The organism is Oricola nitratireducens (assembly GCF_014904745.1).
Classification (GTDB): Bacteria; Pseudomonadota; Alphaproteobacteria; order Rhizobiales; family Rhizobiaceae; genus Oricola; species Oricola nitratireducens.
The window spans coordinates 20,288-35,140 of record NZ_JACZCS010000011.1; the positions used below are offsets into that span (position 1 = coordinate 20,288).

General features: G+C 63.6%; 16 protein-coding genes. 6 read left to right on the plus strand and 10 right to left on the minus strand.

The window, feature by feature from the left end; all coding sequences use genetic code 11:
- Positions 1-2: 2 nt before the first annotated feature.
- From IG169_RS07425 to IG169_RS07445, 5 genes are read right to left on the minus strand one after another with little or no spacing between them, the layout of a single operon-like run.
- Positions 3-311 (minus strand): hypothetical protein, encoded by a 309-nt coding sequence (locus IG169_RS07425; protein WP_193175551.1) that lies wholly within the window; start codon positions 309-311, stop codon positions 3-5.
- 9 nt (positions 312-320) lie between these two features.
- The gene (locus IG169_RS07430) at positions 321-977 is read right to left on the minus strand and encodes a class I SAM-dependent methyltransferase (RefSeq protein WP_193175552.1); all 657 of its coding nucleotides are present in this window, start codon (positions 975-977) and stop codon (positions 321-323) included.
- Positions 974-1,426, minus strand: coding sequence for a DNA polymerase III subunit chi (locus tag IG169_RS07435; RefSeq protein WP_193175553.1), 453 nt, complete (start codon positions 1,424-1,426; stop codon positions 974-976). Before IG169_RS07435 ends, IG169_RS07430 begins: the two co-directional genes overlap by 4 nt.
- Before the next feature lie 10 nt (positions 1,427-1,436).
- The gene (locus tag IG169_RS07440) at positions 1,437-2,930 is read right to left on the minus strand and encodes a leucyl aminopeptidase (RefSeq protein WP_193175554.1); all 1,494 of its coding nucleotides are present in this window, start codon (positions 2,928-2,930) and stop codon (positions 1,437-1,439) included.
- On the minus strand, positions 2,927-3,169 hold the full coding sequence (locus IG169_RS07445) for a hypothetical protein (protein WP_193175555.1): 243 nt from the start codon (positions 3,167-3,169) through the stop codon (positions 2,927-2,929). Before IG169_RS07445 ends, IG169_RS07440 begins: the two co-directional genes overlap by 4 nt.
- 24 nt (positions 3,170-3,193) lie before the next feature.
- Here IG169_RS07445 and IG169_RS07450 point away from each other — a divergent pair, with 24 nt between their 5' ends.
- The 6 genes from IG169_RS07450 (at position 3,194) to rsmA (ending at position 10,815) form a co-directional block, all read left to right on the plus strand.
- Positions 3,194-4,372: an LptF/LptG family permease gene (locus tag IG169_RS07450; RefSeq protein WP_193175556.1), complete on the plus strand. Its 1,179-nt coding sequence runs from the start codon at positions 3,194-3,196 to the stop codon at positions 4,370-4,372.
- A gap of 4 nt (positions 4,373-4,376) precedes the next feature.
- Entirely contained in the window at positions 4,377-5,465 is a 1,089-nt protein-coding gene (lptG, locus tag IG169_RS07455; RefSeq protein WP_193175557.1) for an LPS export ABC transporter permease LptG, read from the plus strand.
- Positions 5,465-7,816 (plus strand): LPS-assembly protein LptD, encoded by a 2,352-nt coding sequence (locus IG169_RS07460; RefSeq protein ID WP_343225616.1) that lies wholly within the window; start codon positions 5,465-5,467, stop codon positions 7,814-7,816. The genes lptG and IG169_RS07460 overlap by 1 nt, the downstream gene beginning before the upstream one ends.
- 189 nt (positions 7,817-8,005) lie before the next feature.
- On the plus strand, positions 8,006-8,905 hold the full coding sequence (locus tag IG169_RS07465) for a SurA N-terminal domain-containing protein (RefSeq protein WP_246717218.1): 900 nt from the start codon (positions 8,006-8,008) through the stop codon (positions 8,903-8,905).
- A 27-nt stretch (positions 8,906-8,932) separates the two neighbouring features.
- Positions 8,933-9,958 (plus strand): 4-hydroxythreonine-4-phosphate dehydrogenase PdxA, encoded by a 1,026-nt coding sequence (gene pdxA, locus IG169_RS07470; protein WP_193175559.1) that lies wholly within the window; start codon positions 8,933-8,935, stop codon positions 9,956-9,958.
- Complete coding sequence (rsmA, locus tag IG169_RS07475; RefSeq protein ID WP_193175560.1) at positions 9,955-10,815, plus strand: 16S rRNA (adenine(1518)-N(6)/adenine(1519)-N(6))-dimethyltransferase RsmA; 861 nt, start codon at positions 9,955-9,957, stop codon at positions 10,813-10,815. The genes pdxA and rsmA overlap by 4 nt, the downstream gene beginning before the upstream one ends.
- 85 nt (positions 10,816-10,900) lie before the next feature.
- Here rsmA and IG169_RS24010 read toward each other — a convergent pair whose 3' ends face one another.
- The 5 genes from IG169_RS24010 to mltG all read right to left on the minus strand — a co-directional run bounded on the left by IG169_RS24010 (position 10,901) and on the right by mltG (position 14,766).
- Positions 10,901-11,353 carry a DUF1344 domain-containing protein gene (locus tag IG169_RS24010; RefSeq protein ID WP_246717220.1) on the minus strand — a complete coding sequence of 151 codons (453 nt, stop codon included), beginning with the start codon at positions 11,351-11,353 and terminating at the stop codon, positions 10,901-10,903.
- Between the two features lie 62 nt (positions 11,354-11,415).
- Positions 11,416-11,877 (minus strand): preQ(1) synthase, encoded by a 462-nt coding sequence (gene queF / locus IG169_RS07485; RefSeq protein ID WP_193175561.1) that lies wholly within the window; start codon positions 11,875-11,877, stop codon positions 11,416-11,418.
- A 68-nt stretch (positions 11,878-11,945) separates the two neighbouring features.
- Positions 11,946-12,614: a guanylate kinase gene (gene gmk / locus IG169_RS07490; protein WP_246717221.1), complete on the minus strand. Its 669-nt coding sequence runs from the start codon at positions 12,612-12,614 to the stop codon at positions 11,946-11,948.
- 7 nt (positions 12,615-12,621) lie between these two features.
- A complete protein-coding gene (locus IG169_RS07495) occupies positions 12,622-13,509 on the minus strand; it encodes a YicC/YloC family endoribonuclease (protein WP_246717222.1) in 888 nt (295 codons plus the stop codon).
- A gap of 24 nt (positions 13,510-13,533) precedes the next feature.
- Complete coding sequence (mltG, locus tag IG169_RS07500) at positions 13,534-14,766, minus strand: endolytic transglycosylase MltG (protein WP_193175562.1); 1,233 nt, start codon at positions 14,764-14,766, stop codon at positions 13,534-13,536.
- Positions 14,767-14,853: the final 87 nt, after the last annotated feature.

A 14,853-nucleotide genomic window follows, 5' to 3' on the forward strand; every position in this document is an offset into this window, starting at 1 on the left:
GGTCAGTCGTCGTCGCCGTCGCGGCCCCAGACGATGTCGGGCTTGCGTTTTTCCGGTTCGGGCTCCGGTTCCGGCTGGCGGTATCCGATGCTCGAGGTTTTGGAGACCGTCTTGCCCGCTTCCCCGGCGGCTTTCCCGCGGCGCGCCTTGCGCTTGCGGCGGCCGCCGAGCAGGAACATGACACCGCCGACAGCGATCATCACGAAGCCGAAGGGCTGGTATTCGCCGGCCGGCAGGCCGATATCCAGATAGTCCTGCCCGAAGGCCGCAACGAGACCGGCCGCGAGGATGATGAAACCGAGAAACCGCATGCTGGCGCCCTAACCGGATTTCGCCTTGCGCCAGATCGCGAAGGAATGGGGGATCGTCCGGCCGGGACGGTTGACCGTGAACAGGTCCTCGTGTTCGAGCGCGAAGCCGAGGCCCGCGAAAACATGCAGCGCCGATTTCTCCAGCGGCCATGGCGGACCGTTGACCTCGGCGCCGTCCTCGCGCCAGCGCGCATAGACCAGCAAGGTGCCGCCGGGCTTGACGAGGCTGGCGACCGCCGCCGCCGTTTCCGGCAGCGTGCCGGGCGCCATCGATTGCAGCGTGTAGCACTCGTTGACGAGATCGAAATGCTCCCGCCAGGCCTCCGGCAGGTTGAACAGGTCGGCGCTCCGGTAGTCCACCGGCGAGTGCGGAAACCGTTTGCGCGCCCAGCGAATGGCATGATCGGACAGGTCGAAGGCCGTCGTCGCGTAGCCGGCTACCGCCAGCGCCTCGGCATTGTCGCCGAGGCCGCAGGCGATGTCGATCGCGGCAAGGTCTTCGTTGCCCGGATGTCGCACCAGCCATTCGTGGAGCTTCGCCTTCGCGGCCAGATCCGCCCATGGCACCATGCCGGGATCGCCATCGGCGCGGCGGTAGATGTCCTTGAAGAACGCCTTGCGCTCGGGAAGCGTCTCGCCTTCCCCGTTGCCATTTTCCGCCGTCATGCCGCGCGCTCCCATCCGCCGCCCGAGTTCTGCTTGTAATAGGCGAGCGTGTGGCCGCCGCCCTTGAGCGCCTTCCAGTGCCCGCGCGCCTCCGACAAGGCCTGATCATCGAGGCCGTCGAACATCAGCACGACCCGGTCGTAGCCGGAGAGATCGTCCGGCGGCGCAGCGCCATCGACCAGGAAGCGGATCTGCGCGCCATTCGGATTTTCGGGATGGACGGTCAGGAACACCGGCTGGTCCGCCGGCCGTTCGTCAGCATCGCAGGCATGGGCGACGAAGCTGTCCGCCCGGTAGGTCCACAGATAGCCGTCGAGAAAGTCCCGCTTCTGCGCTCCGCCGGTCTGGATGACGGCGCGCCAACCCCGCCCGATCGACTTCTCGACGAGGCCCGGCAGCGCCTCGTCGAGGGTCGTTTCGGTCATGTGGTAGAAGAAGACCTCGGACATCGGCGCCGGATCAGCCCTCGTAGTGATCGGCGACGAGCCGGTCGAGCAGACGCACGCCGTATCCCGATCCCCATGACTGGTTGATGTCCGTCGACGGCGAGGACATGGCCGTTCCCGCGACATCGAGATGGACCCAAGGCACATCGCCGACGAAGCGCTTGAGGAACTGCGCGGCGGTAATCGCTCCGCCGAAACGGCCGCCAACATTCTTCATGTCGGCGAATTTCGAGTCGATCAGCTTGTCGTATTCCGGACCCATTGGCATGCGCCAGACCGGTTCGCCCGTGGCCTCGGCCGCCGACGCCAGGTTGCCGGCGAGTTCGTCATCGTTGGAGAACAGGCCTGCATGATGCTGGCCGAGCGCGATCATGATGGCGCCGGTCAGCGTCGCCAGATTGATCATGAATTTCGGCTTGAAGGTCTCCTTGCAGTACCAGAGTGCGTCACCGAGAACGAGCCGGCCTTCCGCATCCGTGTTGATGACCTCGATCGTCTGGCCCGACATCGACGTAACGATATCGCCGGGGCGCTGAGCATTGCCGTCGGGCATGTTCTCGACCAGGCCGATGATGCCGATCACGTTGGCCTTGGCCTTGCGCGCGGCGAGCGTGTGCATCAGCCCGGTCACGGCCGCAGCGCCGCCCATGTCGCCCTTCATGTCCTCCATGCCGCCGGCCGGCTTGATCGAGATGCCGCCGGTATCGAAAACCACGCCCTTGCCGATGAAGGCGACCGGCTTGTCCTTCGCCTTGCCGCCGTTCCATTTCATGACGACAAGGCGGGGCGGACGAACCGAGCCCTGGGCGACGCCGAGAAGCGCGCCCATGCCGAGTTTCTTCATTTCCTTTTCGGTGAGGATGTCGATTTCCACGCCGAGGGCGGAGAGCGCCTCCGCGCGGGAGGCGAATTCCACCGGGCCGAGGATGTTGGCCGGTTCGTTGACCAGGTCACGCGCCAGCATGACGCCGCGCGCCACCGCTTCGGCGGTGTCCCATGCCTTCTTCGCCGCAGACGGATTGTCGACCATCAGCGTTACCTTCTGGGCGACGTTCTTATCGGCATTATCCTCGTCGTCCTTCTTGGTCTTGTACTTGTCGAAGTCGTAGGCGCGCAGGACAAGGCCTTGGGCGAACGCGGCCGCGGCTTCCGGCGAGATTTCGAGGCCCTCGCATTCGAGCAATACGGAAAGATTCTTCTCCGAGCCCGTCTTGGCGCGTATCTGGCCGCCCAACGCCGCCCAGTCGGTCATCTTGATCTTTTCGGCCACGCCGAGACCCGCAACCAGGATGCGATCCGCCGGCGAGCCGGCCGGCGCGACTACGTCGACCACCGACTTTGCCTTGCCGCCGAATTTCGAAACCTTGAGCGCCTTGTCCAGAACACCGGACGGATCGATCTCGGAGGCGAGCGCCGGCGTCTTGCCATCCTTTACGGCCAGGAGAACGGCAGTTCCCTTTTTGGGGGCTGCGACTTTTGCGAATGAAATGGTGGGAAGAACGGTCATGGATGTCCTGTCGGTTTGAAAAGAAGCCGTGAACTCGCGAATCCGGTGACGAAATCGAGAACCGGCATCTTGATTTTGGCGTTCCGGGTGGCGATAGCAAGGCCCTGCGGGCGTGACAACGCAATGTTAACCACGTCCTTTCGCGAAAGCTTAGCACGCGGATCGATATTGTTAATATTCCATTGTCCGCCGCCGTGTAATTTTACGAAATGCGGGCGGATGCAGGTTTCAGCGCCCAATCCGGCGATCCCAAGAGGTGGGTATTGAATACGCTACAGCGTTACATATTTCGCCGGATTTCCGTCATTACGCTTGCGTCGTTTTTTGCGGTTCTCGCCGTCGTGTGGGTGAGTCAGGTGCTGACCCGCATCGATGTCGCCACGGCTTCCGGCCAATCCATGTTCACCTTTTTGAAGCTGGCCGCCGTGCTGACGCCGCAGCTGGCCGCCCTCGTGCTGCCGATCGCGGTGGTCATCGGCACGGTCCAGGTTTTCACGACGATGAACGCGGACTCCGAACTCGCCGTCATGTCGGCCTCGGGCGTTTCGCGCCAGATGATCGCAAGGCCGGTCCTGCTCGTCGCCATTCTCGCCAGCCTGTTTGTCTTCGTTTCCAACCATTTCATCGAGCCGCGCGCCAACAGAAGCCTGCGCGACCTGCTCGTCTCGTCGCGAACGGACCTTTTGACAAGCCTCATCCAGGAAGGCGTGTTCACCAAGATCGACGATGACCTGACGATCTATGTCGACCGGCGCCTGCCCGGAAATGCGCTTTCCGGCATCATGGTTTCCGACACGCGCGACGAACATCTCGCGCTTCTCTACTACGCCCAGTCGGGCGCCGTCGGCAAAGTGGATGGCAACGACGTGATGGTGATGACCAACGGCCAGATCCAGCGCAAGAACCTGGATGACAATTCGCTGTCGATCATCCGCTTCAATTCCTATGCGATAAGCCTGTCGCAGTTCGCATCCGCCACGGACGCGCTGTACTATTTCCCGCAGGAACGCGAGACGGCGGATCTGATCGATCCGGATCCCAACGACTGGCTGTTCCAGAGCAAGCCCGGCTGGCTTTATGGCGAGTTCCACCGGCGGATGACGGACTGGCTCTACCCGATCCTGTTCGCCTACGTGGCGCTCGTCGTCGCCGGCCAGACCCGGTCGCACCGCCAGACCCGGTTCAACGCCTTTGTCCTGACGATCGGCGCAACGCTGGTCTACCGCTGGGCGGCCTATGCGGTCTTCAACGTCAACCGGCTGGATGGCGATTTGTGGTGGCTCTTCTATGCGGTTCCGGTTGTGGCCATCGTGATCAGCGCGCTGATGTACCGATACGGCATCACGATCGCCGTTCCCGATCGTGTCGCCGCCGCCTATGAACGGTTCGCCGATCATGTCCGGCAACTGCGCATCCGCGCGGCCCGCGCAAGGACGGTGTGACGCGATGGGACGGACGCTACAAGCCTATTTCTTCTTCCAGTCGGTACGGATGATCCTGTTCTTCTCGCTCGGCGTGGCCACCGTTACCTACCTGATCGACTTCTCGGAATTGTCGAACCGGACCAGCGGGCTGCCGCAATATTCCGTCTCGGCGGCGCTGGCGCTTTCGGCGATGCGCGTTCCGTTCATCGTCCAGCTCGCGCTGCCCTTCACGGTGCTGTTCGCAACGATGACGACGCTGATGCTGCTCAACCGAAAATACGAACTCGTGGTGGCGCGTTCGGTGGGCATCTCGGCCTGGCAGTTCCTGTTCCCGGTGATGGCCGCCGCATTCATCATCGGCGTTCTCGGCGTCACCGTCCTCAATCCGGTGGCAGCCAACGGATATTCGCGGGCCGAAGCGGTCGAGGGAGAGTGGCGCTCGCGGCCGACGCAGTCGCTGATCTCGCAAAAACGTCCCTGGCTTCGGCAGGCACAGGAGGACGGCGGTTCGATGCTGATCGGGGCCGACCGGGTTTCGCGCCTGGGCACCACGCTTTTCAATGTGGTTTTCCTCGATATCGATCCGCAAGGGGCGATGCGCCGACGAATCGACGCGGCGAGCGCGCGCCTCGGCACGGGCGAATGGATCCTCAGCGATGCCGAGATCAGCAAGGCCGGCGAAGCCGCGAAACGCCAGGAAAGCATGGTCATACCGACCATGCTCAATCCCGCGGTCGTCAACCAGGCGATCATCCCGGCGGAAATGATCCCGTTTTTTTCGCTTGGAAAACAGATAGATGCCGCCCGTTCTTTCGGCGTATCGGCGAATCCGTTCCGGATGCAGTACCATTCGCTGATGGCGCTTCCGCTGATGCTGGTCGCAATGGCGCTGATTGCGGCGACGGTTTCGCTGCGGTTCATTCGATTTGGCCAGTCCGGCGGGATGATTTTGGCTGGTCTGGGGGCGGGGTTCATGCTTTATGTCGTGACCGCCATCGCCAAATCCTTCGGAAGCGCCGGAGTGATTCCTCCCGTGGTGGCGGCATGGTTACCGGTAGCGGTTGCGTCTCTTTTCGGGGTCGCGTATTTGCTTGACCGGGAGGACGGGTAGTGAACGGAGTCGGCGGGCGGGTGTTGTCCAAACACTTGAAATCATTGGCAAGCAGCCTCGCCATCGGGGCCGTCGTCGCCAGTATGGCCGGCTCGCCGCAGGCGCTCGCCCAGACGAATGACTCCATTGCCGGCCTGACCGAAGTCCAGTCCGATGCGCCGCTGCTGCTGCAGGCCGACGAACTCGTCTACGACAATGACCGGCGGACGGTCGCCGCGGTCGGCGGCGTGCAGGTCGATTACGGCGGCACGCGCATGGTCGCCGACCGCCTCGTCTACAACCAGAAGACCAACCGCCTCATCGCCATCGGCAATGTCGAAATCGTGCAGCCGGACGGGACCAAGGCCTTCGCCGACGAATTCGACGTGACCGACGATTTCCGCGACGGTTTCGTCAACGCGCTCAGGATCGTTACGCCGGAAAAAGCGCGTTTCGCGGCCGAAAGCGCGGTGCGCGAAAACGGCGAGACGACGACCTTCAACAATGGCATCTACACGGCTTGCGAACCCTGCCGTGAACATCCCGAAAAGCCGCCGATCTGGCAAATCAAGGCACAAAGGATCATCTGGAACGGCAAGGAAAAGACGATCCGTTTCGAGCGCGCGTCCTTCGAGTTCCTCGGCATGCCGCTGGCGCGTTTCCCGGTCTTCACGACCGCCGATCCGACGGTGAAGCGCAAGACCGGTTTCCTGATGCCGAAGGCGCGCTTTTCCGACCAGCTCGGTTTCGGCCTGTCGATCCCCTATTTCATCGCGCTTGCGCCCAATTACGACGTGACCCTGACTGGCACCGGCCTGACCGAGCAGGGTTTCCTTGGCGAGGCCGAATTCCGCCATCGGCTGTCAAACGGCATCTACACGCTGAAAATGGCGGGCATTCACCAGATGACGCCCGATGCCTTTCCGGTCGGCGAACAGGACCGCACCCATGTCGATCGCGGCATGATCGGTACGACCGGCCATTTCGACATCAATCCGCGTTGGACCTTCGGCTGGAACGTGCTGGCGCAAACCGACAAGAATTTCTCGCGTACCTACGAGATCGTCGGCTTTTCGGATTACGTGCAGCGCAACGAGTTCTATCTGACCGGCCTCAACGACCGGAACTTCTTCGACCTGCGGGCGATGAAGTACGATGTGCAGGAAGTGGCGGCCGACGGAACAGGTCGTGATGAGGCCCAGCCCTGGGTCCTGCCCAGCCTCGACTACGAAACGATCGCATCGGAACCCGTCGCCGGCGGCGAACTGGCCTTCAACGTCAATATGCGCGGCATTTCGCGCGACATGGCCGACATGCGCGGCGTTTTCGGCGATACGAACTTCGCCACACGCGGCCTCGATGGCGAAAACGCCCGGTTTACCGCCGAGACCGAATGGAAACGCACCCTCATCGCGCCTGGCGGGCTGGCGGTGACGCCGATCCTGGCGGCGCAAGGCGACGTCAATTACATCAACACCGCAACGACGGGTCCGTTTTCATCGACGGGCGCGGCGCTTGCCACCGATACGACCGCGACGCGCGGCATGGTGACGGCGGGCGTGGAAATGCGCTGGCCGTTCCTGTTCGCGGCCGCGCATTCGACACATGTGTTCGAGCCGATCGCGCAGGTTTTCGCGCGGCTGAACGAGCCCGCTGCCGGGCTGCTCCCCAACGAGGATGCGCAGAGTTTCGTTTTCGACACGACGAACCTGTTCGAGCGCGACAAGTTCTCCGGCTATGACCGCATCGAGGGCGGCCACCGCGCCAATCTCGGCATTCGCTATACCGGCAGCTTCGACAATGGCTGGTCGCTGTTCGGCGCGTTCGGCCAGTCCTATCATCTGGGCGGCACCAACTCCTTCGCCAGCGCGGACATGCTGAATGTCGGCGCCGACTCCGGCCTCGAGACCGATGTCTCCGACTTCGTCGGCATGTTCGGCGCATCCTACCAGAATGCCGTCAGCGGCGCGGTGCGTGCACGCTTCGACGAAAAGACCTTCGAGGTGCGTCGCGCGGAGACCGAGATCGGTTACCGCTCGGATGACCTGTCGGCATCGGGCGGCTACGCCTTCATTCAGGCGCAACCGACCTACGGCTTCAGTACCGACCGGCACGAGGTGAACGGCCGCGCATCGCTCCGGTTTACCGAATCCTGGCGGATCACGGGCAACGCGACCTATGACATCACCAACAAACGGTTGGCACGGAACGGTATCGGTCTGGCTTATGACGACGACTGTTTTGCCTTCGGACTGCTGTTTCAACAGTCGCGCAGCAGCACCGATGCATTGTCGAATTCGATCGGATTCAGACTTGCGTTTCGCACGCTGGGCGATTTCGGGTCGAGTTCAGCCGAATTCGACGGCTATTAGAGCGATAAGGGCCAAAGCGGAAATGCCGCAGGCTGGCCCAGCGTCACGCTTTCGCCCAAGATATCGGGCAACGCGGGGCACAGGACCGGTCATCCGGCAACAAACGATACAAGCAGACAACATGGCGGACATGACATGACGGGCGGGATGTGGACAACAAATTTCAGAGGGCGGATGTTGGCGGTCTGCATGGCGCTTGCACTCGCCGTACCCGCAGCGATTGTCGCGCCCGCGCCTGCGGCCAACGCTTCCGACATCAAGGTCGTCGTCAACAACCAGGCGGTGACGTCCTACGACATTGCGCGGCGCAAGGCTTTCCTCCAGTTGCAGCGCCGCAAGGGCAATCTCACCGAAGAGGCAACCAAGGAGCTGATCGACGAGGCGCTCAAGCGTGAAGCCGTCACGCGCGCCGGCTACCGCATCCCGGACAGCCAGGTGAATGCCGCCTATGCGAATTTCGCCAGAAACAACAAGATGTCGGCGAGCCAGCTGACGCAGATCCTCAACCAGGCCGGCGTGACGCCGAAACACTTCAAGGAATTCATCCGCCTGCAAATCGGATGGAACCAGCTCGTCGCGGCGCAATCGCGCGCGAGCGGCGGCCTCATGAACGAGCAGGACGCCGTCGCCAAGATGCTGGAGCAAGGCGGCAAGAAGCCGACATCGACAGAATATACGCTACAACAGGTGATATTCGTGGTGCCGGCATCGCGCCGCGGGGCAGAACTCGCGCGCCGCCGCTCCGAAGCAAACAAAATGCGCGGCCGGGTCGATGGGTGCAAGAACACCATCGAGTTGGCGACCCAGTTGCGCGACGTGACGGTTCGCGACCTCGGCCGCATCCTTGAATTGCGGCTTCCGGAAACATGGAAAAAGGAAGTCTCGGGCCTGCAGGCCGGACAGACGACGCGAATAAAGGATACCGACAAAGGTGTGGAATTCCTGATCGTCTGCGATGCCCGCAGTGTGTCCGACGACCGCGTGGCACAGCTGGAATTCTCCACCGAGGAGCTCAAGAACGGCAGTGGCGGCAAAGGCGAAGAAATGCTGAAAACGCTGCGCGAAAACGCCCGCATCGAGCGTCGTTGATTTCAGCCTGAAGGGGCCGGCACGATCATGGCGAACGCCCTTCCCCTCGCGGTCACGATCGGCGACCCGGCCGGCATCGGCCCCGACATCATCCTGGAAAGCTGGCGCCAGCGCGGCGACTTCGCGCTGCCGGCTTTCTATGTGATCGCCGACACCGAACAGCTGCGCGCCCGCGCCGCGCTTCTGGGGATTGACGCGGCCGTCGCGGCCTGCACACCGGAAACGGCGGCGGACCTGTTTGAAGATTGCCTGCCCGTCGTGCCGCTTCGCCATTCGTTTTCGGCCGCCACCGGCGCCCCCGACGCGGCCAACGCGCCCGGCATCATCGAATCGATCGACCGCGCGGTTGCCGATGCCTTCGACGGGCTGGCCGCCGGAATCGTGACCGCGCCGATCGCCAAGAAGCCGCTTTACGAGGCCGGGTTCGAATATCCCGGCCATACCGAATATCTCGGGGCCCTGGCCGAACGCCGCACCGGGCGGGAGGCCATGCCGGTCATGATGCTCGCCGGCCCGAAACTGCGCGCGGTGCCCGTCACGATCCATATTCCGCTGTCGAAGGTGTTCTCGGACCTGACAACGCAACTGATCGTCGATACCTGCCGCATCGTCGCTCGGGATCTTGCCGCCCGGTTCGGGGTCGCCAATCCGCGCCTCGCGGTGGCGGGGCTCAATCCGCATGCCGGCGAAGGCGGCGCGCTCGGCCACGAGGACGCGGACATCGTTCGCCCGGCGGTCGACGAATTGCGCCGCCTCGGCATCGACGCGCGCGGGCCTCTACCCGCCGACACGATGTTCCACGACCGGGCCCGCGCGACCTACGACGCCGCCATCTGCATGTATCACGACCAGGCGCTGATCCCCGCCAAGGCGCTCGGTTTCGACGACAGCGTGAACGTGACGCTCGGCCTGCCATTCATCCGCACCTCGCCGGACCACGGCACGGCCTTCGAGATCGCCGGGACCGGCAAGGCCCTGCCCGACAGTTTCATCGCCGCCCTGCGCATGGCCGCCGAGATGGCGGAACACAGCCGACGGGCCAAAGCCACGTGACGGACGACAGCGCCGAAAAGACCGCCATCGACGGATTGCCGCCGCTACGCGCGGTGATCGAGAAGCACGGCCTCGCCACTAAAAAGGCACTCGGCCAGAACTTCCTGCTCGATCTCAACCTGACCGGCCGGATTGCCCGCGCCGCTGGCGATCTCGGCGCATGCACCGTGATTGAGGTCGGTCCCGGCCCGGGCGGATTGACGCGGGCGCTGCTGATGCATGGCGCAAAGAAAGTCATCGTCATCGAGCGCGACGCGCGCTGCCTGCCGGCGCTGGCGGAGATCGGCGCATATTATCCCGGGCGTCTCGACATCATCGAAGGCGATGCGCTGAAGACGGATTTCGCGGCGCTTGCCGGCGGGGAGCCGGTCAAGATCGTCGCCAACCTGCCCTACAATGTCGGCACGCAATTGCTGGTCAACTGGCTCGAAGCCAACCCTTGGCCGCCCTATTACCAGTCGCTGACGCTGATGTTCCAGCGCGAGGTGGCCGAACGGATCGTCGCCGCGCCCGGAGACGGCGCCTATGGCCGGCTGGGGGTGCTCGCCGGCTGGCGCACGGTCGCGCGGATCCAGTTCGACGTGCCGCCGCAGGCCTTCTGGCCGCCGCCGAAGGTCACGTCCTCCGTGATTCATATCGAACCACGCGCCGAACCGATCTCCGTGGACGGAAAACGGCTTTCGCTGGTGACCCAGCACGCCTTCGGCCAGCGCCGCAAGATGCTGCGCCAGAGCCTGAAACCGCTGGGCGGCCAGGCACTTCTAGACGCCGCCGGCATCGATGGCGCGCGGCGCGCAGAAACGCTTTCGATCGAGGAATTCTGCCGGCTGGCAAACGCCCGGCCCGCAGCCGGCTGAGCGGGAGGCAGACAACGCAAGGCCAGACATGGAAAAGCGGAGGTCCGAGGGGAAGACCTCCGCTTTCTGATGAAGGGAAACCGCGTCAGTTCAGCATTTTCACCGCGCTGGCGGCATGTTTGCCCTTCATCATGGACCACGTGATCTGAACCTTCTTGCCGTCTTTCAGGCCCGGGTTCTTGAAGCCATTCGGCAACGTGTAGACTGTCCCGTTGTCGAGCGTGATTGTATCCGCCTTCAAATCGAACGACTTTATCTTGCCGCTAACGTGGTCGGCGGCCATGGCCATGGACGACGTCAGTACAACGGCCGCGACAGCGGTCGGGACAATAAGATTGCGCATTTCAGCACTCCTGATGGATTGACGGCCTGCCCTCCTGATTGGCAGGTCCGCTACGAAACCGTCCGGACCGGCCGTTGTTGCGCTGCCCTTGCGGGTGTCGGCGGCCTGCCCCGGTTCCGGGCTGGAATGTGCCTCGCGGAGGTGCTGCTTACAATTTACAAAAAGGTATTTTTTCGAGGGCTTTACACGCCACATTTTGCCGCCGTAGCGCCGGATTTTTTCCAGAATCCGGACGGCACAACCGGGGTGCGGATCGACTATCCGCGACCGCGATAGGGCGCGACGCCCTGATCCGGTGCCCAGACGCCGTCGGGCAGCGTGCCGTACTGCCAGAACACGTCGATCGGAATGCCGCCACGCGGATACCAATAGCCGCCGATCCGGAACCAGCGCGGTTCGAGCAGGTCGACAAGCCGCTTGCCGATGTGGACCGTGCAATCCTCGTGGAACGCGCCGTGGTTGCGGAACGAGGTCAGAAACAGTTTCAGCGACTTCGATTCGACCAGCCACTGGTCCGGTACATAATCGATGACGAGATGGGCGAAGTCCGGCTGGCCGGTCACCGGGCAGATCGAGGTGAATTCCGGCACGGTGAAGCGCGCGACATAGTTCGTGTCGGGATGCGGATTGGGCACGCGCTCCAGCTCGGCTTTCTCCGGCGATTCCGGGATACCGACGGACTGGCCGAGCTGCGACAGGTGCTGGTCTTCGTGAGCCATGGCGATTTCCTCGCGTTGCGTCTCCCTGCGTCCGGCAATCGCCCCCGGAACGTTCCGGCCTATGGCGCCTAGATATCTTCTTCCAGGAGGCCGGTGACGAAATCGAACAGGCCCGGCCGGCGGTCGCGCCTGAGCCGCTCTGCCTTCACGATCGCCAGAACGGCATCATAGGCGCGGTCGAGATCATCGTTGACGATAACATAGTCGTAGGAGCGCCATTGCTCGATCTCTGCGGCGGCGTTCTTGAGCCGCTTGGCGATGGTTTCCTCATTGTCCTCGGCGCGGCGGTGCAGGCGCACCTTCAGTTCCGCCATGGAGGGCGGCAGGATGAAGATCGAAACCACGTCCGTGCGCATCTTCTCGGCAAGCTGGTGGGCGCCCTGCCAGTCGATGTCGAACAGAATGTCCCTGCCTTCGGCCATGGCGCGCTCAACGGGCTCGCGCGGCGATCCGTAGAAATTGCCGTGCACTTCGGCCCATTCGAGCAGGTCGTCGCTGTCGCGCAGCCGTTCGAATTCGCGCTGGCTGAGGAAATGATAATGGACGCCGTCGATCTCGCTGGCGCGGCGCGCGCGCGTCGTCACGCTGACGGAAAGCTCCAGCCCGTTGTCGGTCTCAAGCAGGTTGCGCGCGATGGTCGACTTGCCGGCGCCGGACGGCGAGGACAGCACGAGCATCAGCCCGCGGCGCTGGATCCGGTCGGAAGCAAGGGTCGGGTTCTTCTTGTCGGTCGTCATGGCGCGCCTATTGGAGGTTCTGGACCTGCTCGCGGAACTGGTCGATCACGGCCTTCATGTCGAGACCGGTCGCCGTCAGCGCCGCGGACGCCGATTTCGAGCAGATGGTGTTGGTTTCGCGATTGAATTCCTGCGCGAGGAAGTCGAGCTTGCGGCCGACCGGGCCGCCGTCGCGCAGCATGGCACGCGCCGAATCGACATGCGCCTTGAGGCGGTCGATCTCCTCGCGGATATCGGCCTTGGTGGCAAGAAGGGCCGCCTCGGCGTGAAGGCGCGCCTCGTCGAACGAGGACGACCCGTCGAGAAGCGCCGCGACCTGTTCCTTCAGCCGCGCGCCGATGGCTGCGGGCTGGCTGGCCGGATCGGTTTCGGCCTTTTGCGTCAGCGCCGCGATCGTTTCCACATGCGACGACAGGATCGTGCGCAGCGCCTCGCCTTCCTGGCGTCTGGCCGCGACAAGCGCGGCGAGCGCATCGCCGATCGTGCCAAGACAGGCCTCACCGGCGGTCTCCATGTCGAGGTGGCCCTCCGGATCGTCGGACATGACGACGCCGCGCACAGCGAGCAGCCCGTCGGTGGAGGGCGGTGCCACGCCGCTTTCGCGCGCCAGCCGTGTGGCGGCGTCCGCAAGCGCGCGGAACCGCGCCTCGTCGATCGCCGCGGCTGCGCTTTCGGCGGCCGATTTCACCGACAATGTAATCTGGATGCTTCCGCGCGCGAGGTGCTCGCCGACCAGCTTCTTGACCGCCGGTTCGAGCGCTTCCATCCCGGCCGGCACGCGCAGGCGCACGTCGAGGCCCTTGTTGTTGACGGAACGGATATCGCAGTTCACTTCGAGACCGGCAACGCTGCGCGCTGCACTGGCGAAACCGGTCATGCTTTGCACTGCCGTCATGTATGCCCCCCGAACATCCGCGCGTCAGTTCCCGGCCGGCTGTTCCGCGGCGCCGTCCTCGCCCGTCTTTGCCGCTTCCTCGGCAGCCTTCGCGGCTTCCTCGGCACGCTGCTTTTCGACCTCGCGCCAACGCCGCACATTGTCGTTGTGCTCTTCAAGCGTCTTCGAGAAAACGTGCCCGCCGGTTCCGTCGGCGACGAAATAGAGATCGTCGGTGACCGACGGATTGGCAACCGCCTCGAGCGCCGCGCGGCCGGGAATGGCGATCGGACCGGGTGGAAGCCCGGTTATCTGGTATGTGTTGTAGGGCGTCGGCTTGTCGAGGTCGGAACGGTAGATCGGCCGGTCCGCCGGTTTGCCGTCGCCGCCGAACAATCCGTAGATGATCGTCGGATCGGATTGCAGCTTCATGCCCTTCTTCAGCCGGTTGATGAAGACGCCGGCAACGCGCGAACGCTCGTTCGGAACGCCGGTTTCCTTCTCGACGATGGAGGCGAGCGTGACGAACTCGTTTATGTCCTTCAACGGCAGACCGAGGCTGCGGTTCGCCCATATTTCCTCGACCATCGCGCGCTGTTGCGCCGCCATGGCTTCAATGATCTCGGTGCGGGAAGTGCCCCGGGAGAATTTCTGCGTATCGGCGGCCAGCATGCCTTCAGGCGGCACTTCCGACGGCATGTCGCCGGTCAGGAACTCGTTCGCTGCGATGCGCTTGAGGGCCTGCGTCACGGTCATCCCTTCGACAATGGTCAACGGATGCAGGATCGATCGGCCGGAAACGAGAATGTCCATGATATCCTTCATGGAGGCATTCGCCTTGAACTCGTACTCGCCGGCTTTCAAGTCATTCTCATGGCCGTAGACGCGCACGCCGGCTTCGAAGATGCGGGCATTGGTGATGATGCCGCGGCTCTCAAGGCTGAGCGCGATCTGGCCGATGCTCGATCCCGGACGCACGTTCTGGGTGACGGCAATCGCCATCGGTCCCGGCTCCTCGAAGCGGGTCTTGCCGTAATAGACCGCGCCGCCGACGGCGATCATCGAGAGAATGACCAGCGTCAGGAGGAAATTGAAAAACACGACCACCTGGCTGCGCGCGGCCCTGGCGCGACGGCGCGGCGGCGGGCCGACGGCCGCCTCGGTGCGCAGCGCCTGGCGCGGAGACTGCGGAATCAGGCGCTCGACACGCGACGCGCGGGACTTACCAGCACTGTCCTGAGATGATGGCCTACGTCCAAAATGGTGCTCGGTGCTCACATCGAAACCCTGTTTTCGGTGTCCGGTTCGCACGCAAATGCGCGAAAATCGGGCATGTCAGCCATATACCGGTTTTCCGGTCCGGCA

Coding starts and splice junctions, on each gene's coding strand:
- IG169_RS07430 (WP_193175552.1), bottom strand. CDS start 977: ATGACGGCGGAAAATGGCAACGGGGAAGGCGAGACGCTTCCCGAGCGC.
- IG169_RS07440 (WP_193175554.1), bottom strand. CDS start 2,930: ATGACCGTTCTTCCCACCATTTCATTCGCAAAAGTCGCAGCCCCCAAA.
- lptG (WP_193175557.1), top strand. CDS start 4,377: ATGGGACGGACGCTACAAGCCTATTTCTTCTTCCAGTCGGTACGGATG.
- queF (WP_193175561.1), bottom strand. CDS start 11,877: ATGGCTCACGAAGACCAGCACCTGTCGCAGCTCGGCCAGTCCGTCGGT.
- IG169_RS07465 (WP_246717218.1), top strand. CDS start 8,006: ATGGCGCTTGCACTCGCCGTACCCGCAGCGATTGTCGCGCCCGCGCCT.
- IG169_RS07425 (WP_193175551.1), bottom strand. CDS start 311: ATGCGGTTTCTCGGTTTCATCATCCTCGCGGCCGGTCTCGTTGCGGCC.
- IG169_RS24010 (WP_246717220.1), bottom strand. CDS start 11,353: ATGTGGCGTGTAAAGCCCTCGAAAAAATACCTTTTTGTAAATTGTAAG.
- IG169_RS07435 (WP_193175553.1), bottom strand. CDS start 1,426: ATGTCCGAGGTCTTCTTCTACCACATGACCGAAACGACCCTCGACGAG.
- pdxA (WP_193175559.1), top strand. CDS start 8,933: ATGGCGAACGCCCTTCCCCTCGCGGTCACGATCGGCGACCCGGCCGGC.
- gmk (WP_246717221.1), bottom strand. CDS start 12,614: ATGACGACCGACAAGAAGAACCCGACCCTTGCTTCCGACCGGATCCAG.
- IG169_RS07495 (WP_246717222.1), bottom strand. CDS start 13,509: ATGACGGCAGTGCAAAGCATGACCGGTTTCGCCAGTGCAGCGCGCAGC.